Origin of the sequence: Pseudomonas sp. PvP025 (assembly GCF_017832155.1) — a bacterium.
Classification (GTDB): domain Bacteria; phylum Pseudomonadota; class Gammaproteobacteria; order Pseudomonadales; family Pseudomonadaceae; genus Aquipseudomonas.
The window spans coordinates 2,138,868-2,164,647 of record NZ_JAFIBJ010000001.1; the positions used below are offsets into that span (position 1 = coordinate 2,138,868).

At 57.6% G+C, this 25,780-nt stretch carries 27 protein-coding genes and 2 pseudogenes; 10 read left to right on the forward strand and 19 right to left on the reverse strand.

The annotated features are described in order from the left end of the window. The first annotated feature begins 11 nt into the window (after window positions 1–11). From JOE32_RS08775 to JOE32_RS08790, 4 genes are all read left to right on the forward strand, one after another. Entirely contained in the window at window positions 12–941 is a 930-nt protein-coding gene (locus tag JOE32_RS08775; protein WP_209983213.1) for a DNA/RNA non-specific endonuclease, read from the forward strand. A gap of 350 nt (window positions 942–1,291) precedes the next feature. After that, the gene (locus tag JOE32_RS08780; RefSeq protein WP_209983216.1) at window positions 1,292–2,305 is read left to right on the forward strand and encodes an ABC transporter substrate-binding protein; all 1,014 of its coding nucleotides are present in this window, start codon (window positions 1,292–1,294) and stop codon (window positions 2,303–2,305) included. After that, the gene (locus tag JOE32_RS08785) at window positions 2,302–3,306 is read left to right on the forward strand and encodes an iron ABC transporter permease (RefSeq protein WP_057008049.1); all 1,005 of its coding nucleotides are present in this window, start codon (window positions 2,302–2,304) and stop codon (window positions 3,304–3,306) included. Before JOE32_RS08780 ends, JOE32_RS08785 begins: the two co-directional genes overlap by 4 nt. Further along, window positions 3,303–4,067, forward strand: a complete 765-nt coding sequence (locus tag JOE32_RS08790; RefSeq protein ID WP_209983219.1) for an ABC transporter ATP-binding protein — start codon at window positions 3,303–3,305, stop codon at window positions 4,065–4,067. Before JOE32_RS08785 ends, JOE32_RS08790 begins: the two co-directional genes overlap by 4 nt. On the opposite strand, the gene JOE32_RS08795 is transcribed toward JOE32_RS08790, so the two are convergent. The 5 genes and pseudogenes from JOE32_RS08795 to JOE32_RS08815 all read right to left on the reverse strand — a co-directional run. Further along, a complete protein-coding gene (locus JOE32_RS08795; RefSeq protein ID WP_209983221.1) occupies window positions 4,059–7,883 on the reverse strand; it encodes a response regulator in 3,825 nt (1,274 codons plus the stop codon). The genes JOE32_RS08790 and JOE32_RS08795 overlap by 9 nt on opposite strands. Before the next feature lie 194 nt (window positions 7,884–8,077). After that, complete coding sequence (locus tag JOE32_RS08800) at window positions 8,078–8,302, reverse strand: hypothetical protein (RefSeq protein WP_209983223.1); 225 nt, start codon at window positions 8,300–8,302, stop codon at window positions 8,078–8,080. 208 nt (window positions 8,303–8,510) lie between these two features. Next, window positions 8,511–9,437 carry an alpha/beta hydrolase gene (locus JOE32_RS08805; protein WP_209983225.1) on the reverse strand — a complete coding sequence of 309 codons (927 nt, stop codon included), beginning with the start codon at window positions 9,435–9,437 and terminating at the stop codon, window positions 8,511–8,513. Further along, entirely contained in the window at window positions 9,437–9,877 is a 441-nt protein-coding gene (locus tag JOE32_RS08810; RefSeq protein ID WP_003234380.1) for a TspO/MBR family protein, read from the reverse strand. The genes JOE32_RS08805 and JOE32_RS08810 overlap by 1 nt, the downstream gene beginning before the upstream one ends. A 154-nt stretch (window positions 9,878–10,031) precedes the next feature. Further along, a pseudogene (locus tag JOE32_RS08815) lies at window positions 10,032–10,175 on the reverse strand (GFA family protein); the annotation flags it as partial. A gap of 233 nt (window positions 10,176–10,408) precedes the next feature. Between JOE32_RS08815 and JOE32_RS08820 the strand changes: the two are divergent. Further along, window positions 10,409–10,825, forward strand: a complete 417-nt coding sequence (locus tag JOE32_RS08820) for a GNAT family N-acetyltransferase (RefSeq protein ID WP_307496145.1) — start codon at window positions 10,409–10,411, stop codon at window positions 10,823–10,825. A gap of 195 nt (window positions 10,826–11,020) precedes the next feature. On the opposite strand, the gene JOE32_RS08825 is transcribed toward JOE32_RS08820, so the two are convergent. The 3 genes and pseudogenes from JOE32_RS08825 to JOE32_RS25165 form a co-directional block, all read right to left on the reverse strand. Continuing rightward, entirely contained in the window at window positions 11,021–12,235 is a 1,215-nt protein-coding gene (locus tag JOE32_RS08825) for an aldose 1-epimerase family protein (protein WP_209983229.1), read from the reverse strand. Window positions 12,236–12,459: 224 nt separating this feature from the next. Next, window positions 12,460–12,696, reverse strand: a pseudogene (locus JOE32_RS08830) (isochorismatase family protein); the annotation flags it as partial. Window positions 12,697–12,786: 90 nt separating this feature from the next. Next, entirely contained in the window at window positions 12,787–13,737 is a 951-nt protein-coding gene (locus JOE32_RS25165; protein WP_209983232.1) for an AraC family transcriptional regulator, read from the reverse strand. A 257-nt stretch (window positions 13,738–13,994) separates the two neighbouring features. Here JOE32_RS25165 and JOE32_RS08840 point away from each other — a divergent pair, with 257 nt between their 5' ends. Further along, window positions 13,995–14,378, forward strand: a complete 384-nt coding sequence (locus JOE32_RS08840) for a RidA family protein (protein ID WP_209983234.1) — start codon at window positions 13,995–13,997, stop codon at window positions 14,376–14,378. A gap of 278 nt (window positions 14,379–14,656) precedes the next feature. Here the strand turns inward: JOE32_RS08840 and JOE32_RS08845 are convergent, their stop codons facing one another. Beyond that, the gene (locus JOE32_RS08845) at window positions 14,657–15,211 is read right to left on the reverse strand and encodes a nucleotidyltransferase family protein (protein ID WP_209983235.1); all 555 of its coding nucleotides are present in this window, start codon (window positions 15,209–15,211) and stop codon (window positions 14,657–14,659) included. Between the two features lie 339 nt (window positions 15,212–15,550). On the opposite strand from JOE32_RS08845, the gene JOE32_RS08850 reads away from it, so the two are divergent. Further along, window positions 15,551–15,787 (forward strand): DUF6124 family protein, encoded by a 237-nt coding sequence (locus JOE32_RS08850; protein WP_209983236.1) that lies wholly within the window; start codon window positions 15,551–15,553, stop codon window positions 15,785–15,787. Between the two features lie 53 nt (window positions 15,788–15,840). On the opposite strand, the gene JOE32_RS08855 is transcribed toward JOE32_RS08850, so the two are convergent. From JOE32_RS08855 to JOE32_RS24975, 8 genes are all read right to left on the reverse strand, one after another. Beyond that, window positions 15,841–16,140, reverse strand: coding sequence for a hypothetical protein (locus JOE32_RS08855; RefSeq protein ID WP_209983238.1), 300 nt, complete (start codon window positions 16,138–16,140; stop codon window positions 15,841–15,843). 70 nt (window positions 16,141–16,210) lie between these two features. Further along, window positions 16,211–16,444 (reverse strand): hypothetical protein, encoded by a 234-nt coding sequence (locus tag JOE32_RS08860; RefSeq protein WP_057008200.1) that lies wholly within the window; start codon window positions 16,442–16,444, stop codon window positions 16,211–16,213. Between the two features lie 120 nt (window positions 16,445–16,564). Beyond that, window positions 16,565–16,864 carry a hypothetical protein gene (locus tag JOE32_RS08865; protein ID WP_209983239.1) on the reverse strand — a complete coding sequence of 100 codons (300 nt, stop codon included), beginning with the start codon at window positions 16,862–16,864 and terminating at the stop codon, window positions 16,565–16,567. Window positions 16,865–17,311: 447 nt separating this feature from the next. Then, window positions 17,312–17,512 (reverse strand): hypothetical protein, encoded by a 201-nt coding sequence (locus JOE32_RS08870; RefSeq protein ID WP_152668463.1) that lies wholly within the window; start codon window positions 17,510–17,512, stop codon window positions 17,312–17,314. A 619-nt stretch (window positions 17,513–18,131) separates the two neighbouring features. After that, window positions 18,132–18,455, reverse strand: a complete 324-nt coding sequence (locus JOE32_RS08875; RefSeq protein ID WP_209983241.1) for a hypothetical protein — start codon at window positions 18,453–18,455, stop codon at window positions 18,132–18,134. A gap of 11 nt (window positions 18,456–18,466) precedes the next feature. Beyond that, window positions 18,467–18,934: a hypothetical protein gene (locus JOE32_RS08880; RefSeq protein ID WP_245229000.1), complete on the reverse strand. Its 468-nt coding sequence runs from the start codon at window positions 18,932–18,934 to the stop codon at window positions 18,467–18,469. Between the two features lie 138 nt (window positions 18,935–19,072). Beyond that, window positions 19,073–20,449 (reverse strand): DUF6119 family protein, encoded by a 1,377-nt coding sequence (locus tag JOE32_RS08885; protein WP_245229001.1) that lies wholly within the window; start codon window positions 20,447–20,449, stop codon window positions 19,073–19,075. Next, the gene (locus JOE32_RS24975; protein WP_245229002.1) at window positions 20,431–20,682 is read right to left on the reverse strand and encodes a hypothetical protein; all 252 of its coding nucleotides are present in this window, start codon (window positions 20,680–20,682) and stop codon (window positions 20,431–20,433) included. Before JOE32_RS24975 ends, JOE32_RS08885 begins: the two co-directional genes overlap by 19 nt. A gap of 39 nt (window positions 20,683–20,721) precedes the next feature. On the opposite strand from JOE32_RS24975, the gene JOE32_RS08890 reads away from it, so the two are divergent. Next, window positions 20,722–21,078, forward strand: coding sequence for a hypothetical protein (locus JOE32_RS08890; RefSeq protein WP_209983244.1), 357 nt, complete (start codon window positions 20,722–20,724; stop codon window positions 21,076–21,078). Between the two features lie 109 nt (window positions 21,079–21,187). Continuing rightward, window positions 21,188–21,829 carry a GIY-YIG nuclease family protein gene (locus JOE32_RS24980; RefSeq protein ID WP_245229003.1) on the forward strand — a complete coding sequence of 214 codons (642 nt, stop codon included), beginning with the start codon at window positions 21,188–21,190 and terminating at the stop codon, window positions 21,827–21,829. Between the two features lie 88 nt (window positions 21,830–21,917). On the opposite strand, the gene JOE32_RS08900 is transcribed toward JOE32_RS24980, so the two are convergent. Further along, window positions 21,918–23,063 carry a PD-(D/E)XK nuclease family protein gene (locus JOE32_RS08900; protein WP_209983246.1) on the reverse strand — a complete coding sequence of 382 codons (1,146 nt, stop codon included), beginning with the start codon at window positions 23,061–23,063 and terminating at the stop codon, window positions 21,918–21,920. Between the two features lie 537 nt (window positions 23,064–23,600). After that, window positions 23,601–24,107: a peptide-methionine (S)-S-oxide reductase MsrA gene (gene msrA / locus JOE32_RS08905; protein WP_209983249.1), complete on the reverse strand. Its 507-nt coding sequence runs from the start codon at window positions 24,105–24,107 to the stop codon at window positions 23,601–23,603. A gap of 180 nt (window positions 24,108–24,287) precedes the next feature. Here msrA and JOE32_RS25125 point away from each other — a divergent pair, with 180 nt between their 5' ends. Then, window positions 24,288–25,592 carry a PAS domain-containing protein gene (locus tag JOE32_RS25125; RefSeq protein WP_209983251.1) on the forward strand — a complete coding sequence of 435 codons (1,305 nt, stop codon included), beginning with the start codon at window positions 24,288–24,290 and terminating at the stop codon, window positions 25,590–25,592. The last annotated feature ends 188 nt before the right edge of the window (window positions 25,593–25,780 follow it).

Sequence of the window (25,780 nt, forward strand, 5' to 3'; positions counted from 1 at the left end):
AGGAGCAGTCCATGCCACCCCGCACCCGCAAAATCGACCTGTCACACCGTCCCCGCCTTGGCGATCTGCGCCCGCTGGTCACGGCCAGCCCTTCCCTGCTGCAGGCGCGGGCGGCAACCCCGCGCATCACTGCCGCCAAGGACCTGAAAAACCGCACCGGCTATGCCGAGGACTTTCTTGGCGGCTTCGAAGTGCCCTGGCCCACGGTTGACCAGGCCCTGGCCGATGATCTGCAGCCAAAGCGCCTGGACTACACGCATTTTTCCATCACGATGTCGCGCTCCAGGCGCCTGGCCTTCTACGTCGGCGTCAATATCGACGGCGCGCAACACGTGGACATCGTGCGCAGCAACGACACCTGGGCCTACGACGGCCGCTTGCCCGTCGACGCCCAGGTCGGTGAGGAGCTCTACGCCGGCAATGGCCTGGACCGTGGCCACCTGGTGCGACGCCAGGCCCCCAACTGGGGCGCCGAGGCCGCCACCGCCAACGTCGACACCTTCCATTTCACCAACTGCTCGCCGCAGATGAGCGGCTTCAACCAGAAGACCTGGCTGGAACTCGAAGACTATATCCTCGACAACACCCAGCGCTGGAAAGCCCGCGCCACGGTGTTTACCGGCCCGGTGTTCGGCGAAGACGACCGCCTTTACCGGGGTATCCGGATTCCCAAGGCCTTCTGGAAAGTCGTCGCCTACCTCAGCGACGATGGCAAGCCCTCAGCCAGCGCGTACATGATCGACCAGAGCCGCGAACTGGGCCAGCTCGACCTGGTGTTCGGCCAGTTGCGGACCTACCAGCGCAGCGTGCTTCAGATAGAACAGCTGACCGGCGTTCGCTTCGGCAACCTGGCCGATTACGACGGCTTCAGCAACGAAGAGCGCGCCACAGGCACGCGCATTGAAGCGCTGATTCGCGGCCCGGAAGATATTCGTTTGTGATACACCGCCGATAGCGCGCCTGCCCTGTGGCCAGCAGGCTTGCCCCGTGGCGAGCAGGCTTGCCCTGCGTTGGGCTGCGCAGCAGCCCCAAAACCAGGCGCTGAGCCGTATCAGGTACACCGCGTTTTGCTTGATTGGGGGCGCTTCGCACCCCAACGCAGGGCAAGCCTGCTCGCCACAGGGCAAACCCGCTCGCCACATGGCAAGCCTGCTGGCCACAATGGAAGCGGTCTGCTGTTGAGAGCTGCCCCGCATCTTCCCGCCCACCCCGCCATGCACTACCATACCGCGCCGTTTCCCGGACGGGACTCATTGGGGTTTCGCCAACGGTTCAAACGGAGATTGCCCCCATGCTGCCACGCGTTACCGCCTTGATGATCGGCCTCGGGCTGTCCGTTGCAGAGGCCCACGCCGCGCCGACCCACTACCCGCTGACCCTGGAAAACTGCGGCAGCCACATCAGCTTCGCCCAGGCCCCCGCACGCAGCGTGACCATCGGCCAGGCCGCCACCGAAATGCTTTATGCCCTGGGCGTCGGTGACAAAGTGGTCGGCACCTCGCTGTGGTTCAACAACGTGCTGGCGCAGTACAAAACCCTCAACGATGGCATTGAGCGCCTGGCCAACAACGAGCCGAGCTTCGAATCCGTCATCGCCAAGCGCCCGCAGCTGGTGGCCGCCGAGCTGGAATGGGTGGTCGGCGCACAAGGCGTGGTAGGCACCCGCGAGCAGTTTCATGAACTGAACATCCCCACCTACCTGCTGCCGTCGGACTGCGAAGGCAAGGACAACCTGGCGGGCGCCGACGGCACGCGGCTGGAGCCGTTTCGCATCGACACGATCTACAAGAGCATCAGTCAGTTGGCCGAGATCTTCGACGTGCAGGCGCGCGGTCAACAGCTCAACGACGAACTCAAGGCACGCCTGGCCAAATCCGTCGCCACCGCGCAAGGCAAAGGCTTGAAGCAGGCCAGCGCGCTGGTGTGGTTCTCCAGCGCCGAGATGGCCAGCGATCCCTACGTGGCCGGCCACAAGGGCATCCCCGAATTCATGCTGCACACCCTGGGCCTGTCCAACGTGGTGCAGTCCGATGAAGAGTGGCCCGCCGTCGGCTGGGAAACCATCGCCAAGGCCAACCCGACCTTTCTGGTGATCGCACGCATGGACCGGCGCCGCTACCCCGCCGACGACCATCAACAGAAACTTGCCTTCCTGCGCAGCGACCCGGTGACCCGCAACATGGACGCCGTCAAACACAACCGCATCATCGTCCTCGACGCCCTGGCGCTGCAGGCCAGCATCCGCATGTTCGACGGTCTGGAACAACTGGCCGGCGCCATCGACGGCTACGACCTGCCCCAATGATGCGCACCCTGCTCGCCCTCACGTTGCTGCTGATCGCCCTGCTCGCCGGGGTGGCCATCGGCGAAACCGCCATCGCACCGCAGGTGGTGCTCAAGGTGCTGGCCAATAAACTGTGGGCGGCCGGCTACGTGCTCGACCCCATCGACGAGGGCGTGGTGTGGAACTACCGCCTCACCCGCGCGCTGGTGGCCGCCGCCTGCGGGGCCGGGCTGGCGACCTGCGGGGTGATCCTGCAGTCGTTGCTGCGCAACCCGTTGGCCGACCCGTACCTGCTGGGCATCAGCGCCGGCGCCTCCACCGGCGCGGTGCTGGTCGCCCTGATCGGCGTGGGCGGCGGGCTGATTTCACTGTCAGCGGGGGCATTCGTCGGCGCCATGGCCGCCTTCGCGCTGGTGACCCTGCTCGCACGGGCCAGTGGCTCGGCGCGCGGCACTGGGCAGATCATCCTCGCGGGCATCGCCGGTTCCCAGCTGTTCAATGCGCTCACCGCGTTCCTGATCACTAAATCGGCCAGCTCCGAACAGGCGCGCGGCATCATGTTCTGGCTACTCGGCAACCTCAGTGGCGTGCGCTGGCCATCGGTGTGGCTGGCCGTGCCGGTGGCGGTCGCCGGCCTGATCGTGTGCCTGTGGCACCGCCGCGCGCTGGATGCGTTTACCTTCGGCAGCGACTCGGCGGCCTCCCTCGGCATTCCGGTGCGCCGCGTGCAATGCGTGCTGGTGGGCTGCGCCGCGCTGGTGACGGCGGTGATGGTATCGATTGTCGGCGCCATCGGCTTTGTCGGCCTGGTGATTCCCCACGCCGTGCGCTTGCTGCTCGGCACCGCGCATTCGCGGCTGCTGCCGGCCAGCGCTCTGGGCGGCGCGCTGTTTCTGATCGCGGCGGACGTGCTCTCGCGCAGCCTGATCAAGGGCCAGGTGATTCCGGTCGGAGTAGTCACCGCACTGGTCGGCGCACCGGTGTTCGCGTTGATCCTGATCGGCCGGAGAAACGCGCGATGAGCGTATTGAGTTGCAGCGGCCTGGGCTTCAGGGTGCGCGATGCGCAGTTGCTGCACGATATTCACCTGGAGGTGCAGGCGGGGGAAACCCTGGGCATCGTCGGGCCGAACGGCTCCGGCAAATCCACCCTGCTCAAGCTGCTGGCCGGCCTGCGCACGCCCGCCAGCGGCGACGTGCGCCTGGGCGGCAAGCGTCTGGGCAGCTTGTCGCGCCGCGTCATTGCGCAACAACTGGCGGTGGTGGAACAACAGGCCGACACCGACGACGCCATCGGCGTGTTCGACGCCGTGGCCCTGGGCCGCACGCCCTGGCTGTCGGCGCTGAGCCCCTGGTCCCACGAGGACGAGGCCATTGTGCACCAGGCCCTGCACGACGTGGACGCCACCCACCTCAGCCAGCGTGCCTGGCGCAGCCTCTCCGGCGGCGAGCGCCAGCGCGTGCACATCGCCCGTGCGCTGGCGCAACGGCCACAGATTCTGCTGCTGGATGAGCCGACCAATCACCTCGACATCCAGCACCAACTGACGATCCTCAAAGGCGTGCAAGCGTTACCGGTGACCACCCTGATTGCCTTGCACGACCTCAACCAGGCGCTGACCTGCGACCGCCTCGCCGTGCTGGATCGCGGACGGCTGGTAGCGCTGGGCAAACCGCTGGAGGTGCTCACGCCACAGCGGTTGCAGGACACCTTCGGCGTGCAGGGCCATTACCTGACCGACCCGTTCGACGGCGCACAGATCCTGCGCCTGCGCTCAAGCTGACCCCTGTTTCACACAAGCCTTGCGCAGGATCTGCAGCAACTGGTGAATCGAATACGGCTTGTGCAGCAAGTCGAAGCCGTGGGTGCCTTGCTGCGCCAGCACATGGCTGTAGCCACTGGTAAGCACAATCGGCAACGCCGGCCACAACTGCTGGATCTCCTTGGCCAGTTCCAGGCCATTCATGCCCGGCATCATCACGTCCGAAAACACCACGTCGAAATCCTCGGCGGCGTCGGTCAGACACTTGAGTGCCTGCTCGGCATTCACCGCCCAGGTCGCCTGATAGCCCAGCTCCTCCAGCGCCTGGGTGGCGAAGGTGCCGACTTCGATATTGTCTTCCACCACCAGCACGCGGCCGCCCTGCCCGTCGGTGAGGAGCGCCGGCTCCAGCGGCACATCGGGCTCCAGTGGTTGCGCGGTGACACGGGGCAGGTACAGGGTAAAGGTCGAGCCCTGGCCGAGTTCAGTACTCACCCGCACTTCGCCGCCCGATTGCTTGGCAAAGCCGAACACCTGGCTGAGGCCAAGCCCGGTGCCCTGCCCCACATTCTTGGTGGTGAAGAACGGCTCGAAAATCCGCTCCAGATGCTCCGGCCGAATGCCGCTGCCGGTGTCGCGCATGGCGATTGCAACAAAGTCGCCTTGCACCTGCGGCTGGCCGCGCAGCGCAGGGAGAGTGTCGACTGCCGCCACGGCGATGGTCAAACGGCCAACGCCCTTCATCGCATCCCGCGCGTTGACCGCCACATTCACAAGCGCCGAGTCGAACTGGCTGGAGTCGGCGTACACACAACAGTCCTGGGGCGCCAGGTCGGTGCTGATCTGGATATGGGCGCCGCACAAAGATTCCATCATTTCCACCAGCGAGGTCACGCTCTGGCTGACGTCGAAGGCCTGCGGCTTCAACGCCTGTCGGCGTGCGAAGGCGAGCAGTTGCCCGGTAAGACGCGCCGCGCGATTGACCGTGTCGGAGATGGCCGCCAGATAACGGCTGCGCCGCACCTCGGGCAATTCCGGGCGTTCCAGCAGGTCAAGGGACGAGCGAATCACCGTCAACAGGTTGTTGAAGTCGTGGGCCACGCCGCCGGTGAGCTGGCCCAGCGCCTCGAGCTTCTGCGCCTGGCGCAGTTGTTCTTCAGCCTTGCTGCGCTCTTCCATGGCCTCGGTGATGCGCTGCTCCAGGGTTTCGTTGAGCGCCTGCATGCCCAGCTCGACGCGTTTTTGATCGGTGATGTCCTGCACCAGGCCGAACAGTTTCAGGGTGCGGCCCTGAGCATCGAGCTGCGGCGTGCTGCGCGCGAGGATCCAGCGCACCTGCTGGTCCTCGGCGCGGCGGATACGGCACTGGAAATCCCAGCCGGTGCCCTGCTCGGCCGCCCGCTTGAACGACGCCTCCACATCGGGCCGGTCCTCGGGCAACACGTGAGACATGAAGGTGTCGATGCCCCAGTGCTCGACCCGCGCGCTGTGGCCGAAAATCTGGTCATGCCGGGCAGCGCGCACCGAGCTGTCGGCGCCAATGTCCAGCTCCCATTCACCGATCTGCCCGGCGTCGATGGCCAGGCGCAGCCGCGCTTCACTTTCGCGCAACGCGGCCTCGCGCCGATTGCGCGCACGGGCCAACTGCGAGGTGACGCGCGCGATCAGGTCGCGCGCTGAAAACGGTTTGATCAGGTAGTCATCGGCGCCCGCCGCCAGGCCTTCGGCGCGCGCCTCTTCGCCGGCGCGGGCCGACAGCAGAATCACCGGGGTCGCCTGCAGGCGCGCGTCCTCACGCACCGCGCGCAACAGGCCAAAGCCATCGAGCACCGGCATCATCACGTCGGTAAGAATCAACTGCGGCAAGCGCTCGCGCGCAACCTCCAGCGCCGCCTGGCCATCGGTCGCCGTCTCCACGCGCAGGCCTTCGGCTTGCAGCAGGCGGGCGACATAGGCGCGCATGTCGGCGTTGTCATCGGCCAGCAGCACGCATTCTTCAAACGGTTCGGCGTCAGGCTCATCCTGCACCTGCGGCGCCGGCGCGTCGGGCAACCAGCCCATAGCTTCCTCGACAAAGGCGCTGACGTTGGTAGTAGAACCGTGCAGCAGCGCCGGGCTGTGCAGCGGTTTGGGCACATGGCGGCGGCCCAGCGGCAAGGTGATGGTGAAGGTGCTGCCCACTCCGACTTCACTGTTCACCGAAAGCCTGCCGCCCTGCAGGCGCACCAGCTCATCCACCAGCGCCAGGCCAATACCCGAACCTTCGAACGAGCGGCCGGCGGGGTTGTCGATCCGGTGGAAACGCTCGAACAGGCGCGGCAGTTCATCGGCCGCAATGCCGGTGCCGGTGTCAGTGACACAGACCTGGGCACTCGCGCCATCGGCGCCGGGTTCGACGCTGACCCGAATCTGCCCGGCCAGGGTGAACTTGAAGGCGTTGGAAATCAGGTTCAGCACCACCTTTTCCCACATGTCCCGGTCGACGTAGGCCGTGTCTGGCAATGGCGTGGTGTCGATGATCAGCGCCAGACCCGCACGCTCGCAGGCCGAGCGAAAATTGGAGGCGAGGTCGGCGGTCAATTCGGGCAGGTCCACCGGCTCGTAGGATGCCTGGGCGCGACCGGCCTCGATGCGCGAAAACTCCAGCAGCGAATTGACCAGCTTGAGCAGGCGCTGGCCGTTGCGATAGGCCAGGGTCACGCGCTCGCGCTCATCGGCAGGCAGCGCGTCGCCCAGGGCCAGCGATTGCTCCAGCGGCCCGAGCATCAGGGTCAGCGGCGTGCGGAATTCATGACTGATATTGGTAAAGAAGGTGGTCTTGGCCTGGTCGATGGCAGCCAGGGCATCGGCGCGCTGACGTTCGTAGGCCCGCGCCCGCACGGTGGCCAGCGCCGCCGAGAGCGCGGCGCCCAACAGCTCGAAAAAGCCGCGGTAAATATCATTCATCGGCAGGCGCGGCGAGGCGCCGGCCACCAGGAACAGCGGCGTCTGCGTATCGTCGGGCACCACCAGCGGCAACACGAAAGCCGTGAGCGGCGATTCCGGGTATGGCCCGCAGTCAATGCCGGCGAACAATGCCTCGATGTCGTCCACCTGCAGCGTACGCTTTTGCGCGCACGCCGCGCCCAGCGGCCATGGCGCGGTGTCATCCAGGCTGATCCAGGCCGGGGATGCGGCGGTATCTGCGCCAATGCCGTCGTGCTGCACCAGGCGGTAGCCGTCGGCTTCCCGCGCGTAAAACAGCAGGAAGGGAATATCGAAGTTGAACGTCGCCAGTGTCTCGACCGTCAGCGCGATCAACTGAGGCAATTCCTCGGCAACCGCCAGCCGGCCAGTCAGGTCACGCAGCGCACGGGTGCGGCGCTCGGCCAGGATGGTCACGGTGGTTTCGGTCACCGGGTGAAACAGCCCGCCGATACCGCCGGTTTCATCGCGGATGGGCGAGGTGGAAAAGGTGAAGAAGGTCTCTTCCAGGTAACCGTTGCGCGTGAGGAACATACGCTGGTTTTCGAGAAAGCTGGTCTCCCCTGCCAGCGCCCGCGTGAACGGCTCGCCGATGGCCGGCCAGGCGCTGGCCCAGGTCACGTGGTAACCCTCGCCCAGCGCGCGCGGGTGCGACTCGCCACACAACACCTTGTAGCCGTCGTTGTAGATCTGCGTGTTCTCCGGCCCCCAGATGATATTGATCGGGAAGTTCGACGCCAGGCACAGGCTGACGGTGGTGCGCAGGCTCTGCGGCCAGTGCTCGATCGGACCCAACGGCGTTGCCGACCAATCCCTGGACTGGATCAGGGAGGCCAGCTCGCCGCCCCCCGACAAGAAGGAATGCGTAATCACGGGATTGAACCACCAGCAGATTTAAGGGCGCGTAGTAGTCAGTCTGACCGCCGCCGACAGAAATCCTCCCATGGGTGAGTCAAGCATTTATTGGCCGCTGCATGTGCGTGGTTTGCCACAGCGGATCGTCTTCGATATCAACGAATTCAAAGCCCTGGCGCAGCCAGAAATCACTTGCCGGCTTGGATGCGCGCTCATGCCACTTGGATCCGGGTGATGCCGACGATGGCGGCTTGCGCGAGGATCTGTTCAGGCGTGGCATCGGCGGGCGGCAGGATCAGGCTGTTCTCGGCGTCGCCCAGGTGCAGGGCCAGCAGGTGCAGGGCAGCGTCGTGATCGGGGAGTTCGGGTTGGTTGAGTTCGAAGGTGTGGGTACGGGACTGGTTGTTGAAGAGGTAGGTGACGGTGTATTCGCGCATCGCAGTGTCCTTTGGCGGGTGGAGGGCGGTATGAATGTGGGAGGGGGCTTGCTCCCGATGGCTGAATGTCAGTCAGTTTATTTGCAGCTGACCCACTGCCATCGGGAGCAAGCCCCCTCCCACCGTTTGATCTCCATTTATCTGATAGATATCACACTGGTTTTGATCTATTTGCTTTGCTCTGGCTTTTGATTCTTGGGCGCTCCTTTCAACCACGCTCGTCGTGAATGCAGGTGGTAATCCACCGCCGGCTATAAACCAACACACCCTCCGCCATCGCCACCGGAAAATGGATAAACCCATGGGCAGATTCCGGCAGAAGATGGGTCTCGGCCCCCGGCCAACGTTCAGCCATCTGCAGCGTGTCATCCTTCAGCGGATCCAGCTCCCCGACGAACATCAACACCGGCGGCATCCCGTCAAAGTCACCATACAGCGGCGACAATGGCGCCTGTCGGCGTTCTTCATCATTCAATCCCGGCGTCAGCAGGCGCAGAGCGTCGACCATTCCCGGGCCGTCCAGCAGCAAGGTGTCCGGCCCGGCGGTGCGCACGCTCGGCGTGCCGGTCAAATCGTAAACCCCGTAATACAACACCGCCGCGCTCACACGCTTGAGCAGATCAGGCCATTGCTTGAGCGTCAGCAAGGTCGCGGCCGCCAAATGCCCACCGGCCGACTCACCGACGACAAACACCGGCAAGCCTGCAAACTCATCGGCCGTCAGCAGCCACCGCGCGGCGGCGAGGCAGTCGTCCATCAGCCCCTCAACCGGCGTGTCGACCGCCAGCCGATAATCCACCGACACCACCGTCACATCGCACGCCCGCACCATGCCCAGGTTCAGCGCGTCGTCCATCTGAGCATTGCCGATCACCCAGCCGCCACCGTGGATATCCAGCACCACTCCCTTGGGCGTGCCGGATGGCCGCAAAATGCGCACGGGCACGCCATTCACAACCCTGCTCTCAGCCGGTGTTGCGCGCTTGATCTTCTGACTGACGCGCAACAGCGCCTGAATCAGACGCGGGGTGACGCGGTTGCGGATCTTGAAGCGCGGCATCCACCCGAGCTTTTGGTTGAAGCGGCGCATCTGGGCGAGTTCGGCCTCGGAGGCGGGCCAGTGTTTATGGGCCATTAACGGTTATTCCGCAAAATCGAAAAATTCAACGCCGCCGCCACACACAGCCACGCCAGGTAAGGGAACAGCATCAAGCCAGTGATCAAGTCCAGGCGTACCGCGAACACCACCATCGCCGCCACGGTGAGCCACAGCAACACAATAATCACCATGCCCGCAAACAACCGATGGGCGCCGAAAAACACCGGCGTCCACAGCGTATTCAACGCAATCTGCGCCGCCCACAGCGCCAGTACCAGCTCACTGCCCGGGATCAGGCTGAGGCGATAACCGGCCCAGGCGAGCAATAGATAGATAATCGTCCAGGCGACCGGGAACAGCCAATTGGGGGGGGTAAAGCTGGGTTTGACAAGGGATTCGTACCAGGCACCCGGCTTGAAAATCACACCGGTACTGGCCGCAGCGGCGCAGGCGAGCAGGAAGATAAAAAAGGTCATGGACGATCCTTGATCTGGAAGGGTTCCCACCTTGGACGGGCAATACGGGGTTAAAAGTTCATCGCCGATGGCAAGGATCATTCCTACCCGTCGTGCGGGAATGAAGCGCGAAAACAAATCACCATAAAGAAGGTGCTCGCTTGAGCCTACCTTATATTCGCAGCGCGCTACGCGGAACGCTGCCGTACGAAGCAAATGCGGCGCCATGAGCTTTGCGACACTGGCTGCAATGACAATGACTGACGGCTTCAGGTGTGGTGGATAGCTCATAACTGACGGCCGAAGATTCCTGGCCGATTCGTAAGCTTGAATCCCTTTAATGATGGCTGCCTTGCCAGCCCTCCAAACCTCTGCGACGTCGTTGTTACCCAACGTCCAATCGCGCTTGAACGATCTACTAGTCCACCCGTGATATCCAGCAGTCGCTTAGCGGCGTGGTTCGCGAGTTTGCGAAAGACCAAGCGCGCCATATCATGCAGTTTCGTTCAATCACGGACTAATGGAATGGCAATACGACTAAGGCAAGCAAGTGTGACTGATATTCCGGCTATCTACCGAGGCGAGGAAAGCTATATTCGGTGCTGGGAACCTGAGCATGAAATTACGTGGCGCTTGCAACTGGAGCGGCACCTGACGCGCTGGGTGGAAAATTTCGAACGGTTTACAATCGCGCTCATGGGTGACCACTTCGCGGGATACTCGCTTTGGACGCCTGATCAAGACCACGCAGAACTTAGCACTATCCACGTAGTGGCAGACCATAGGCGTAGCGGCGTAGGAATGGCACTTCTGGAGGCGTATGCGCTGGACGCGGCAGCGCAGGGATTCAGTCAATTGCGTTTAAGTGTACGGCCTGACAACCCTGCAAAATTGATGTACCAAAAAGCGGGTTTTCTGTGTACCGGGACAGGGGCACACGACTACCTTACCTATGAGCGCCACGCTTGATAGTCACGCCGATGAAGCCAGCTTCTGGCCGTTTTCTGCCTGAGGTGATCGGCTGAAAACGACCAGGAGCGGACAGTGACCGAATCTTTGCGAGCAGCCCATCGACTGCTCAAGGTCGCGCGCTCACTGGCGGATCTTGAACACGCCGACGTGATCAGACGCGACTATTTACGGCCGAAAATGCTCCATCTGGTGTCACTCCTTGGTCAGATCAACCAACGGCGTCTGCCGCACCTCAGTCTCCCGCCCATCCTGAATCTCGCTCACCTGCTTCAAGGCCTTATCCACCGCCGCCTTGTCCGCCAACAAGCTGTAGCTGATGCGGAACTGCCTGTGTTCCTTGGGCCCAATTGTCGGTACCAGGTTCAGTGGCCGCTGATAACGGCGGTTGTAGGAAAAACTCGTCCCCGGCTCCAGCCCCGTGACATAGCCCTGGCCTTGGGTATCGGTGTTTTTCCACAGGGAAAACACGGGCAGTGTCTGAGTATTGAAGCCGACCGAAACGCCCAGGCTGCCAGCCTTGTTATGCAACACGGTCAACGTATCGCCCTTGGCGTCGGCATACGGCACCACGTTGTAAACCGTTTCGTCGTAGTCCCTGGTCGGTGCGCGGTAGGTTTGCCAGTCGGGCAGCTCGCCCTTGGCCTTGTCGTTGAAAGGCGACACCTGTTTCACCGGCGCGGCGAAACGAGCGCCCTGCTCCAGGAACGGGGTGCTGAAGTTGCTGTGATACAGCGCCTGGTATTCCTTCGGATAGTCGCCGTTGTTGGTCAGGGTGTCGTTGAGGGCAAACGCGACGCTGCCGGGTTCGGTAACCAGTTCGGTCGCGACCGAGAAGTCGACCTTCTTGAACGCCTGTTCTTTCAGTTCACCGCGCAGGGTGATGGCGTACGGTGGTTTTTCATCGATGTGCAGCGTGACTTTATTCGCAGGAATGTTGGCGGCCCGACCGTGCAGGGTCAGCAGTTCGCCGTTGTCGACGCCGGGATGGCCGACCCATTCGTATCCGCAGCGGGTGACCAGCTCATTGAAACCTTCCAGCCAGCCCAGGCCACCGCGGCCATTGAGTTCGATGAAGGACGGATTGACCACTTCCTTGACCGGCGAATCCCAGCCCATGCGTACATTGCCAACCGAGGCCTGCAAGACGTTCATTCCGCGAGTCGGCACTACCGAGAGTTTCATCGTGCCGTTATCGATGTCGACAATGCTGACGCCCTCCTGCCGACCGCCGTGCAAGGTGCGCAGGGTAACGCTGAAGGGTTTGTCGGCTTTTATTCCGAGTTGCTGACTGGTGATCTGCCAGCTCTGGGCGGCTTTGTCAGTGTCGAGCAGAACGTAATCCCAGGCCATGGCGTGGGAGGCAGCGGACAGCGTGCTGATGGCAACAAAAAGTTTGAGCGGGGTCATGGCGGCGGCCTTTCTTGGAGTTGTGCCATTTTTATAAACCGGGTGAAACGTTTCAGCAAGCTTAAAAAGAAATCCAGCACCGGCCGATGGCAGGTAAATTTCGGACAAATCGGAAAATTGAGTCCATGCCATCGCTGATTGGCCGATTACAGTCTGTCGCGAAGGGCTCGATTGACCCACTGGTGAAAGATCGACCCAATCTCGAGCCGATCTATCTATACCGATTAGAAACACCAGTCCTCAGCGTGAATGACACGGCAGAACGGTCCCGACAAGGTTGCATTGTGATGAGCGACAATATTTTCGGCCGTCAGTAAAGAGGTGTCAGTGCAGGTGTGACCATCGGCGATCAGCACTGTATCGAATCCAAGATCTCGTGCGGCGCGACAGGTGCTGTCGACACAGTACTGGGTCTTCATTCCGGCAATAACTACGGCCAGAGATCCACAAGCCTTTAACCGAAGATATCTGTATGGCTCGGATCACCTCGGCAGAGTTAGAGGGAGCGCAGATATGCTCGCGAGGCACTGGCTGTCGCGGGAACGGTTGATTTATGAGCGCGAGGATCGCCCCACCCCCGTTTCGAGTGACGACTGCCTACCCGTCCTTATTGTTACGACATTCTTTCTAGGCGGTTCACCAAACAGCCGTTTATATTCTCGACTGAATTGATTGGCACTTTCGTAACCCACCATTAACGCCGCTTGAATGACATCGCAATTTTCAACCAGCATCAAGCGCTGCGCCTCATCTAGACGCAAACGTTTCTGATATTGAAGGGGACTGAGCGTTGTGACTTCTTTAAAGTGTTTATATAAGGTCGAAGACGCCATATTCAGTGTTGCAGCCAATTTATCTACCTGCAACGCTTCCCGGTAATTCTCCCGCAACCACAGGATAGCTTGATTAATTTTATGACTTTGAGAACCCACTGAATTCAATAGGCGAAGCTGGTGCCCAAAGGGCGTTGCGAGCAATCGATAGTGAATTTCTTGATATATCAACGCGCCCAGTGTCTTCGCCTGCTCTGGTTGGTCGAGTAATTCAATCATTCGTAAAAAGGCATCGAGCAATTCCTGGGTGAGTTCTTGCACTGCGGCGCCAACTGCAGTGTCGGTGTTATATTCAATTGGCGGTGGAGTTTTAGCGGCCAACGCAGCCATCAAATGCCTGTCAAGGTCCAAGGACATCGACAGGTAAGGCATTTCCGGGGTTGCTTCCAAGAGGCAACTGGTGACTGGCATGTTCACGCCGGCGATAAAGCACGTGTGTTCTCCGAATGATATATCGTTGATACCAATACGAACCCATTTCTTCCCCTGTACAGCGACGATCAGTATCGGATTGTAGAAATGGGGCTTTGCCGTGTCTGAATGGTCATAGCGGTGCAGCGCAAACCCCTCTATAGGCGTTGGGAACCGGCCCGCCTCAGGAAGAAAGCCAAGTAATATTTCCCTGAGCGCCACGCGACCCTCTTCAGCGGCATAACGATAATTCTTCACCTACTAATACCTCCTGCGCAAGAATATCGGGGCGCGACCTATCTTTACACGCTGCCAAAGGGATTATGACATACGTACGCGAGCCTGAAATATTGCAAGATTCAACACATAGAGAAACAGGCATTAACCGTATAGAAACGTGACTACTGTCTATTGCCGGCTTTTGAGAGTATAGCCAACTCGGAAAATTCCTGAGTAATCACTTGATTTTAGACACCTCAAGATCAACCACGCACTAAAAATTCGGACGCGCAACTATGCCAAGCAATAAAATCGAACGTAAAATTTATGATGCACTTCCTCCCGTCGTGGGCCCCTATTCGCATTCGGTGAAAAATGGCAATACCCTGTACCTGTCAGGCTTCACAGCGTTTGGAACTGATGCTCAAGGGCTGAGCCTTGAAAAACAGGCCAATGCTATTTTGGAGCAGATTAAAGCGGTTGCCACCGAAGAGGGCTCCGGTATGTCTTCACTCTTGAAAGTGACTATATTCATCACCGACTTCAGCCAAGCCGGGGAGCTGCGTAAGGTGTTGGGTCAGCATTATGAAGGGCACTTCCCTGCCAGCTCTCTGGTCGAAGTTTCAAAGTTGTTTTCCCCGGAACTGAATATCGAAATTGAAGCCATTTTCGGGGTGTAACGGGCTGTTAGAGCAGTGTGCAAACCTCCCAAAAAACGGCCATGGAAAAGACGGCGGAAAAGGCGAGCACGCTTGTTGTGGCGAGCAGGCTTGCCCTAACGCCGTTCAGTTAAGCGCATATTCCCTGTGGCGAGCAGGCTTGTCCTGCGTTGGGCTGCGCAGCAGCCCCAAAGCCAGGCGCTGAGCCGTATCAGGTACACCGCGTTTTGCTCGATTGGGGGCGCTTCGCACCCCAACGCGGGGCAAGCCCGCTCGCCACAACATAATAGAGATCGGCATCAAACAATCCTCAGCCAGGGCCACCGCGCCTGATAACTCTGCGCCTTGACCTCAAACAACGCCCGCTCCGGATGCAGCGGGTTGATCCGCAAAATCCCCTGCTCCACATCCGCCAACCCATACGGCGCATACACCTCGCCCGTCGCCACCTCCAGCGCCACGCACGTGCCGGCCACCAGATACCGATCAACCCCCTGACGCGCCGAGTGCAGTTGCAAATACGGCCGGCCAAACCGCTGGGCATACCAGAGATGAACCCGCGCCTGATTGCGTACCTCGACATTCACCCCCAGGTCCGCGAACAGCGCGTTCGCCTTCTGGATCACCACGTCCTCAGCCTCGTAGGACAGGTCCGTATCGAAGTAAAAAACGTCGTAGTCCTTCACCCCATGATCCGCCGGCAGATTCGCCTGATGATTCCACACTGCCTGAAACAGGCACCCCGCCGTCAGCAGGCATTGATCCACCCCAAGCGCCGGCAGGCGCGCGGTGATTTCAGCATTGAGCGGGTTGGCCATGGCCAGTGTGATAAATGCGTCAGTGCTCAACGTCACGGTTAACGCTCCTGAAGGCAAAATCCGAATCCCCCGCAACGCCTTGCTCCCTTGCCTACACCTGCGTCAGAATCCGCCGGCTTGTGCACTGGGTAGGCCGTCTCTAAGGTGGCTCGGTCGCTGAATCTCTCGGTGATCGGGTTTAGTAGCCTGAATTGTGGGTATCTTCAAGTGCATAAGTTTCATCAGCAAGACATTGCGTCTTTGCTTGATGGTAGCTGTGCGTAGGGCGCTTTCGGGCGCGCCGGCTTTGGATATCCACCGGTCTACTAACCTGCGTACAGCTGCCCCCCTTTCGTTTAGTAGCGGCAAGGTGGCGGCCCAATCCAGGATATCCATATGTTTAAAATCACTCCGGATTCAAACCTCTTCACCGTCGCCCCCAACGCCAGCACCGAAACCCTCATCACCAACAGCTACGAAACCTTCACCTCAGTCAGCACCCTGCTGCTCGACCTGTCCGAAGACCTGAACGGCAGACACCGCGACATCGCCCTGGCGATCCACCAACTGAGCGAACTGGGCGTACTCCTCACCGCCAAGCTGCTCGACCGTGAAGCGCCCTGCCCTGGCTGATCAGCAACCCGCCCGACAAGCCGTCGCAGGCCACCTGCAACGGCTTGCCGCGATCAATTGACCCCAGGCCAGCTCTCAACATATTCAATAGTGAAGTCCGGATAGGAATCGACAATCTGGATCTTGTAGTCGGGGTAGCTGTCGACGGTTTGCCATTTGCCGACAGAGTCCGGCCAGGAAACCACCTTCTTCACCTTAAGGTCGGGGTATTGATTCACCACCTTCACCTTGTAGTCGGGATAGCTGTCCACGAACTGGATCTTGCCGTAAATCTTCGACACATCGACCGTCGTACCGGCGTGGGCGCAAAACGTGCAGGTCAACAACAGCGAAGCAAGGGCAGCTTTGAACATGAGCATTTCATCCTGAAAAATTGAGGCATCCAGTCGATCTAAAGCCGCGCGGTCCGTGCCGCGAAAACGCCTATCCCTTCAACTCACCCGCCCGATTGCTGGCGGCGTCGTCATACGCCACATACAACGACTCGGCGATCTGGCTTTTGATCGCTTTGGTCGACTCCAGCCCCAAGACAAACCCTTCAGCCTTGCCGCCTGCGCGGTTGAGTTCTTCGTGGGTGGAGGCGCCAGTGATAGCGTCGAGCAGCTTGGCCGCATGAGGGCCTACACCTTTGGGGAGGGAGATTTGGTCGATGGTCATCGCGATGCCTTTATAGAAAATGAACGGAAGCGCAGTGAACCACTGCCGGGCCGCCATGGTAGACCGGTTTGCGCCGTTGAGGGCTGCTTTCGCCCCCTATCGCCCGCAGCGCCACAGCGACTATTGACGAGTGTCCGCCTCCTTGGCCGGGTAAAACTCGCCCTCCTTGCCCATTTTTTCCAGCCGCTCGCGCACGATTACCTCAACGTGGGCCACTGCGGCCTGATCATCAGGGTCGACCAACTGCAGGCACAGGCGTCGAACATTCTGATCGTGAGTGCCCTCGCTGAGCATTTCGTGGGTGAAAACCGCCTCGCCACGCCACAGGCACAGCTCGGTATGCGTGCCGCCGAGCCATATTTCGTTGATTGATCTGAGGTCGGTGGTCGCCAGTTGGTCCACGGTGATTGTCTTGTCCATTGCGCTGTACCTTACCGATGATTGGGTGTCGGTAGACTGATGGCGGTAGCGGGTCGTTCCCGCGGTTGGGGGTTTGAGTGTGGCGGTGGTGGTGAGTCATGGGGCGTATGACGTCCAAGCGAACGTCATTCTGGATGGCGTTGAATCTGGAGAATGGCCGTGACGGATTCCTTTTCAGGCAGAGCTAGGGGCTACAAAGGCTGAGAGGGGGCGCTGGGAAGGGGCTCTAATCGGCCGATTACAGCCCTTCGTGAGAGGCAGCAATCGGCCAATAGCGGACGCTTGAGAGCGGCACCTTCCGGCCAAGCAGGCATCAAAGTGAGCATCGAAAATCAGTGAGTGACCACACAAACACCGGTGCAGCGTGGCGAAATACCCCACAGCGAAGCTGGGGCCTTAGATTGCCCTACCGATTAGGCTTGGCATTCTTGCCAGGAGGATAAGTTTCTAGGCCAGAGGCTTTTTCTTTCTGATAGAACTGTCGCCGTCTTTAGTGATGGCTGACGCCAAGAAATTCAGGCCGGCATTGAGACGTTCCTCTCGGGCCAGCTTATCCATGCCAGGGAATGCTGAAGCCATGAGAGGCAGCTGCCAGTGTTCGCACTGCCAATGGATCATGGTCGGCAAAAAATAAGCTAATTGCTTCATTTAACTGCCGACAAGCTGCTTCGAATTTAGTGCAGGTGACTTGCATAGAGCCTAACCCGTGGATGAGTATTTAGCCTGCACCAATAGGCGCGTTGCAAACAGGACAGTGGCGAAACCGAGTGTTCACTCGAGTGGTTGACGACTTCTTACGCTTGGAGTCCCAACATGCCGGACAGTAGAGGACACTATCCCCCTCGAATTGATAGCATCCCCATTTTCTTCCTACAGGCTTTTCATCAGCAGGCGGAGACGTCTGCTTTAACAGAGCGTTCTCTTCCTGTAGCGCTGCAATACGTTCCTTAAGAGCAGCGGCCTCTAGTTTGAGGTCGGCGAGTTCACTAGATAGGTCTGCAAGCAAGTTTTTGAACTCGGCGTCGTCGATATTCTTGGAGATCTCCCGTAGCCGTTTGGCTAACGTTATCGATGTGCTTATCGTCGTAATGATGTCCATGAACTTCCCTGATGCACTAAAGTTAATTAAATAGCGCCTGAGCGCGGATGCCTAAAAGCATAGCTTCTTGGCATCCACTTGGCTGAAAAAATAAAAAATGGGACAGATTCATTTCCAAAAAAACCCTCCCCACCCTTTCAATCTTTTCCCTCATGACTGGAATTTCGCCTAGCGACATTGCTCTTGGTACGACTGCAGCACGGTGTATTGATTAAGCAAGAAATCGTCTACCCATGCCTGAGTTTCATTTTCTGTTCTTTGGTTCACAAGCGACTGCATGCCGTACGCCATCATGTTCCCGGTAAGCGTATCGCCCTCCATAGGGTCATCCCCTCCGTACCATTCCAAAAGAGAAAAACCTTGATTAGTCGAGACGATGTAGTAGTCACAACCGGATTTATAGAAAACTACGACGCCTGACTCAGCTAATGACGGCTCAGTGAAAGCAAGAGCGATAGATCCGAGTAGCGCAAATGATATGTTTCGTGCCATAAGAAGTTTTCCTATTTTCCTGTCCGCTCCCAGCGTAGTGTGCTGATTGCTTTGAATTGGCTAATACCTACCGATCCACGCTCGTTCCTAGCTTTTGATCCAGGCCTAGTCAGTAACGCCACAACCGCAGGCCTAGCTGCCTCAAAAATTTGGAACGCGTCGTAATCAGCATCAAGTAGCACTAGGAGAACGGTATCAAAGGACTGCTTCAAATCGATCGATCCAACCCGCCCCCCTCGCATCCGAGAATTGGAAAAATACCGACCTTTGATTTGAATTTTGATAGTCGATCCGTCCTTAAACTCCGTAGCGTCATAGCCGGCTTGCCTGGCAAACTCCAATTTGAGATCGAGAATCCGAGCAGCCTCATACTCTGCGACCTCTCCAGTAACACCTAGAGGCTTTTTAGTAAGATGGTAATAGCGCTTAGCTAGAACCTTCGCGTCTCTTAGGATCTCATAGACCTCATCGGTTTCCATGCTTCCTTTCCTCGATGTTTCTCTCATCCAAGCCAGTGGAACGACTCGAGCAAATTGCCGAGCAAAACAAAAACGCATTCACGGTTAGAGTCTAAGAATTTAATTCAACTGCAATATATTCAAATTAATTGTTGAGGCCTACGTTTTTTTCTTTCCTTCTTTATCAACATCTCTTTCGTGTTTGGATATATAGATCCTGGGGATGAGCCCATGACTCGTGACTAATTTGTGCCAAGACTCCACAGCCAAAAGGAATTGAATGGAGTTAACGTCGGTGATTTTTTTAATATCATCTTCAAATACAAACCATAGCCCGGCGCTATGTAGTTTTTCATCAAATTTTATTGTTTTGTTTTTTATCAGCGTGATGGCATCTCTGGACTGCTCGATATTGTAAATTAGCTCTGGTTTCTTCTTTGAGATTTTTACCGATATAATTTCCCCATCCTTATAGATATCGGCAACTTCCACTTGATAGCTACGTCTTTTTTTTTCGAGTGATTTAATATCTGTCAGAACCCGATCTAAAAGCAGACAACCTCGTTCGACGCATATTTTCTGATTAAAATACGCCTCTCGATAGTCAACTTTGTCATCGTCCGGTTTCGCATTTTCCCTTTTTTCTTTTTGCCAAGCAATGAATGCGGATTCAACCAATGGCTCTTCCAGCTTGATCTCAATACTGCCTAAAGATCGCCTCAGGTACTCCATGAACGTTTGATTAAAGAGAAACCATTCTCCATTTTTTAGGAAATATTGTTGCTCTTCGTATTCGATTGGGCAGTCAAGAATTTCCTTCAGGGATCGCGTAAAACGTCCTGAATCTTCGTTTTTGAATTGAACAGTAACGTTGTTAATGTCAGTAATATCGGGATGTTCTCCCAAGAAGTCCGAGATAGACTGAACATCAATGCTATTACCCAAAGCCTTGCGATAGTTACTATTTTCTCCCTTCGCCTTGATTTCATAATCGTAATCATGAAAGCTAAAGCAAATGGCTATGCCATGTACCTGAAACTCTTCAATTAGAACTTCACCGCCTGCATTGTTGAGGTGTTCGAGCAATAGCTCGTCAAGCTCACTTGTTGCCTCGGCTCCGACTGATTCAAGCTTAGGTAAATGTATAATTTTTTCACCGCAGAAACTTTCATCAATCAGCTGGAAAATTGCGGACAACTCCAAAGGTTGTTTATCCATATCCATCTGAATGGAATCGGCAAAAATTATATTGCGCTCACCCCATACTTCCTTGTTAGCTGCCTTGAGCTTTAAGTGGTCGACCGATTCGCCTGCCTCATAGCTATCTTTCTGAAAATGTTGATAGGAGGACACGTCTTGTCTTTTTGTGCCCGTGAAGTAGCGGCTTTTTTTCAGCAATATTGAGCTCTCATCTGCAACATGAATCGCAAGATCGATCCCAAAATCGAGGTGAATAAATTTGGAGAGATAAAAGTGGGACTTTCCTAAGCTCACAGCATAAATTTTCTCTTCGTCCTCTAGATTTTGGCACAGCAAAACGCCAAAATTAAAAGTATTTTTCGCTCCTTTATATTATCGTTAAAAAACTCTTTATAGGTTTCCCACCACCAAACATCATTCCCTTTAATGTTTTCTGAGAAATAAAAAGTATTAGAGTAATTGAAAGCGTGAAGGGTCTTTTGCTCAACTAGCCCTACGGACTTAAGCTTTTCTTTTAGTTCTTTAATCTTATGATGCTTAATTTTATAAATATTATAAGTGTTTGACATGTCGTTTCCATTCGAAGATGGCCGGATCCGAATGAGAAATTGCCATTTGCCAGCATGGACTGCAAGACTTTATTTTTTGCAAGGATATTAGTAAATGAAATCAGTGGTTTAGAAGTTTTCAGTACACCACCTACTCCGAGCCATCGCGCCCACTGCGACACCTCTACCAGCGAGGCGATATGCGGAAGTGCCGGATATGGAACTGACAAAACTGAAGCTGGCCGCGTGCCTTTATCCGTTAAATTCAGCGGAAGCCTCGTCAACGTGGTGGAATTGAATTTTGTGTTGAAAGAACCAGAGACGATGCAGTTCGGCATGGTCGCTGACCACGATGACGATGCTGGGGCCCATGAAAGAAATCGCAAATATCTGCTTCTGGCCGATTGCTGCCCTTGACCAACGGTAACTCTGCCTCAGAACACGCTATTCTTCGACCCCACAAGCTATGCTCCCTACCTCAACACCACTAGCACATCAACGGAACGCAACATTATTAGGATTGAAGATGCAGACCGAACTCAGTTTCACCGATGTAGTACGCGAGATTCTTCGCCAGCATCCTGAAGGTCTCACACCCCAGCAAATCCGAGAGATCGTTAAGGTTGAATACCCTCTGTACGTCGGCACCCCAAGCCATTTGAAAAACGTTGCTGCCGGCAATTACAAGGACGTTGACCACGCTGTTCTGGCCCGAATATATCTGGCCTGCCGAGGCGCCTCAGACATTACTGCAGATAAAAGCCAAAGACCTCACCTGATGACTCTTCTGCCGGATTCGGGATCAGTCGAAATCAAGGATGATGAGTTCATTGAGGGTGAGGATCTCGCCAAGCTGGAGGCTGATATCGGCACGTTGTACGTGCTCTCCACCGGGCTCTATACCGCTGATCAAATCGAGATAGTCAAGATTGGGATCACCACCGGTCCGGTCGAAAAGCGCATTACCCAGCTTTACACGACGGGTGTGCCATTTCGCTTCAAAATCGTAAGTCAGCTTGAAACCACAAACTATTCAAAGCTTGAGCAGGCCTTGCATTGCCTTTTCGATAAGTATCGGATCAATAAGTCCCGAGAGTTTTTCACAGCGCATTGCCTGAAGTTTTTGCCAGACCTAATCGCCGTCCACCGGAGTATTGAGACGAGCTAAGGAGGCAAGTTTTTCTGGCCACGAGGGACCGTTTATTTACCCGGTTCTAACCGTCCGCTTCTGGCCGCCGCTGAAGAAATTGTTTAGCTTAACCCTCCACCCCATGCAACGCCCGCGCCTCCCCCCACAACCCATACACATCATCCGCCATCCGCTCCACCGCCTGCGCTCTTTTCACCGGCTCATTCAACACCATCAAATCCTCATCACTCGGATTCTTCATATTAAGCTCAGTGGTATACCGCCAAAGCAAACCACCGCTGCCGACGCCGTTATTCACCACTTTCTGCGTCAACGTCGTCAGCCAGGCATGCGCAGTCGGGTGGGATAGCGCATCGCAGTAATAGCCGCAATAAAACCGGTGATCGAGTTCGATATACACCGAGCCCGGCACAAATCCCAAGTCGTAATAAAGACCGTACCAGCGATTATCCCGAGTGGCACTGTAGTAGCGGTCGACCACCTCCGCCGTCGGCGCGTCAGAGGGTTTGGGCAACTCGGGGTATTTTTCTTTGATGCATTGGGCAAGTGCTTGCCAGAATTCCAGTTGCAGGTCTTTCAGGGTTTCGACGAACGCTTTTTGCAGGTCGCGTACCACCAGCAGGTTGTTGTTTTGGCGCAGTGTCTGTTTGAGCGCGTCCATGTAGGCGTGTCCCTGGTTCTGGAAGGTCAGTGTTGCGACGAGGTCGATGTATTGCAGCAGGCTTTCGCGCACGCCGGCTTCGCGGATAACCCATTGCTGGCATTGCTCCAGCCACGGCAGGATGTCATTGGCGTAGCTGATGCGCTGATAGTCAATGCCCAGGCAGCTGCGCCGGTCGGCGTCGCGGCCATCCAGGGTTAGGTAGAGCGGAGGGTAGGTCTGGCAGCCTTCGCCTTGAAGGGTTTGCAGGTAGCGGTGAAGCTGCGCGTCCTGGTCTGCGGCGTAGAGCTTGTTTTCGATGATGACTGCCTGACGCTTGCTGTTGCGGATCAGGATGTCGACATTGCGGTACTCGACCTCGACCGTCACCTCGGTGCAGTCGAAACCTTCGATGTTCAACGCGGCCAACAACAATTGCAGCAGCTTGGTGCCGGCACCGTGGGCGCCTTGAGGATTAAGCAAAAAGGCCAAGTAACGAGAGTGCAGGCGCACTTCGTCGGAGCTGCTGCGCAGCAGGGTGAATAGGTTGAACGCCGGAGGGCGGTGCAGTTCGGCACGCAGTAATGCGGCGCGGTGGATCAAGGGTTGCAAGGTTCATTTCCTTATGAGGGCAAGTCCAGGCGGTGATTGTATTGCGCCAGTACTTATCGTGCACGCTTGCATTTTTCGTTGCCAAGAGAATCAACTCATAATCCTGCCCCACCTGTGGGGTGAAACGAAAAGTTTGCTGGCCGTTATAGGAATAGCCGGCAGAAACGTAGCTTTCACTCTGGAAGTTAATGGCTAAAGGCTTGTCGGCTCAGCACTTTCAGCTCGGTGTGCGCCAACTACAGCGATTGCACATGGCGGTTATGCCGTTCAGTTAAGCGCAGATCCCCTGTTGGAGCGAGCAAGTCGAATCGTCGCACCGCAGCTCTTCTCAAACACAAAATAACTTATTGATTTTAAACCTGAAGTTTCAGGCAGCCACGTTCCTGTGGCGAGCGGGCTTGCCCCGCGTTGGGCTGCGCAGCAGCCCCAAAATCATGTTCTGCGTAGTGTCAGGTACACCGCGTTTTCTTTGATTGGGGGCGCTTCGCGCCCCAACGCGGGGCAAGCCCGCTCACCACAATGCTGGCTGGTATCGGGTCAGGCACGCTTCGGCAACTTCCAGCCCGCCCGCACAAAGTGACACGTGTACCCGTCAGGAATGCGCTCCAGGTAATCCTGATGCTCCGGCTCGGCCTCCCAAAATTCCCTCGCCGGTTCAATCTGGGTCACCACCGGCCCCGGCCATAGCTTCGATGCATCAACATCAGCCACGGTGTCTTCGGCCACTTCACGCTGGGCTTCGCTCAGGTAGTAAATAGCCGAACGGTAGCTTGGCCCCAGGTCGTTGCCCTGGCGGTTGGGCGTGCTGGGGTCGTGGATCTGGAAGAAGAATTCCAGAATCTGCCGATACGTGATCACCGCCGGATCAAACACGATCTCGATCGCTTCCGCATGGTCGCCATGGTTGCGATAGGTGGCATTGGGCACGTCGCCGCCGGTGTAACCGACGCGTGTTTGCAGCACGCCGGGGTAGCGTCGCAGCAGGTCCTGCATGCCCCAGAAGCAGCCGCCGGCGAGGATGGCGGTTTCGGTGTGGTTGGTCATGGTTTGCCCTCACGCTGAATGGATATGCAGGTAGTTATGGGGCTGTGCCCGCCAATAGCAAGTCAACGCGTCAAACACCGATGCAAAACCAAAATAAATGTACAGTTTCTCAATAACCTGTCGACATAGATGGCAAGGTGCCATGGATGAGGCCCGCATCACTTATTGAGCCTTTACGCTATGTCCATCTTTGCCTTTCTACACCGTGACCGTCGCGCCCTGCACCAACTGACAGCGGCGATCAAAAGCGGCCAGCAGCCTCATATCGATCGCCGCACAACCGCCCCAGCGGTGCTTGATGCGCTGGCCGTGCTTGAATCATCCAGCCGTGAAGCGCAATCGCGCATCACCCAGCTCGAAAACGAACTCGAATCTGCCCGTGAATTGCTGCGCGAGTCGGCCGCCTCCGCCCAGGCTTCGGAAATCCGCTTCGACCTGGTCAACCGCGCCTCCAGCGAGGGCCTCTGGGACATGGAGGTGGTGGCGGGCGACCCGATTAATCCGAAGAACCGTTTCTGGTGGTCGCCGCAATTTCGCAGCCTGCTCGGCTTCTCTGACGAGCGTGATTTTCCAAACGTGTTGGCCAGTTGGGCCGATCGCCTGCATCCGCAGGACAAGCAGGCGACGCTCGACGCCTTTGCGCGGCATCTGAACGACAAGTCGGGAAGCACGCCGTACAACGTGAACAATCGGTTGGCGATGAAGGACGGTTCCTACCGCTGGTTTCACGCCCAGGGTGAAACGCTGCGCGATGAGCGCGGCACGCCGATCCGTGTGGCCGGGGCGTTGCGCGATATTCATGATCAGCTGCAGCGCGATCAGGAACACGACGTGATCATCACCCGCTTCGAACTGGCCAGGGAGATGCTTTCCGACGGTTTGTGGGACATGGAAGTGATTGCCGGCGACCCGGTGAACCCGAAGAACCCCTTCTGGTGGTCGCCTCAGTTTCGACGCCTGCTGGGTTTTGAAACGGTGCAGGAGTTTCCCGATGTGCTGGACAGCTGGGCCTCCCGGCTGCACCCGGATGACAAGGAGCGCAGCCTGAATGCGTTTGGCGCGCACTTGAATGACAAGTCCGGGCAAACGCCGTTTGATATCGAATACCGGTTGAAGATGAAAACTGGCGAATACCGCTGGTTCCGCGCGCGCGGCCAGACGCGCCGCGATCCGCAGGGTGCGCCACTGCGGGTGGTGGGCGCGCTGGTGGATGTGCACTTGCAGCATGAACAGCAAGCGTTGCGCGCGGCGGAGGGCGAGCACCAGCGCACGCTGGAAACCAACATTGCGCAGTTGTCGCAGATTGTCGGGACGATTCAGAGCATCGCCAGCCAGACCAACCTGCTGGCACTGAATGCCGCGATTGAGGCGGCGCGTGCCGGCGAGGCCGGGCGTGGTTTCGCAGTGGTGGCCGACGAGGTGCGCAAGCTGGCAACGCGCACCACCGAAGCCACCGAACAGGCGGCCGGGATGATTGCTCGGTAAATCGCCCATTTCAGGCGCCTCTCCCGCTGCGGCGAGAGGCGCTTGTTGAATCAATGAACAAGACGTAAAAAAAGCAAAAAAGTAGCGAACTATCCCCCCCTTTGCAGGCCGCCTCTAAAGTTAACAACAGCACGGCCGATAGTTAATTACGGAGCGCTTAATCCCTGCCCGAAACACACAACAATCCC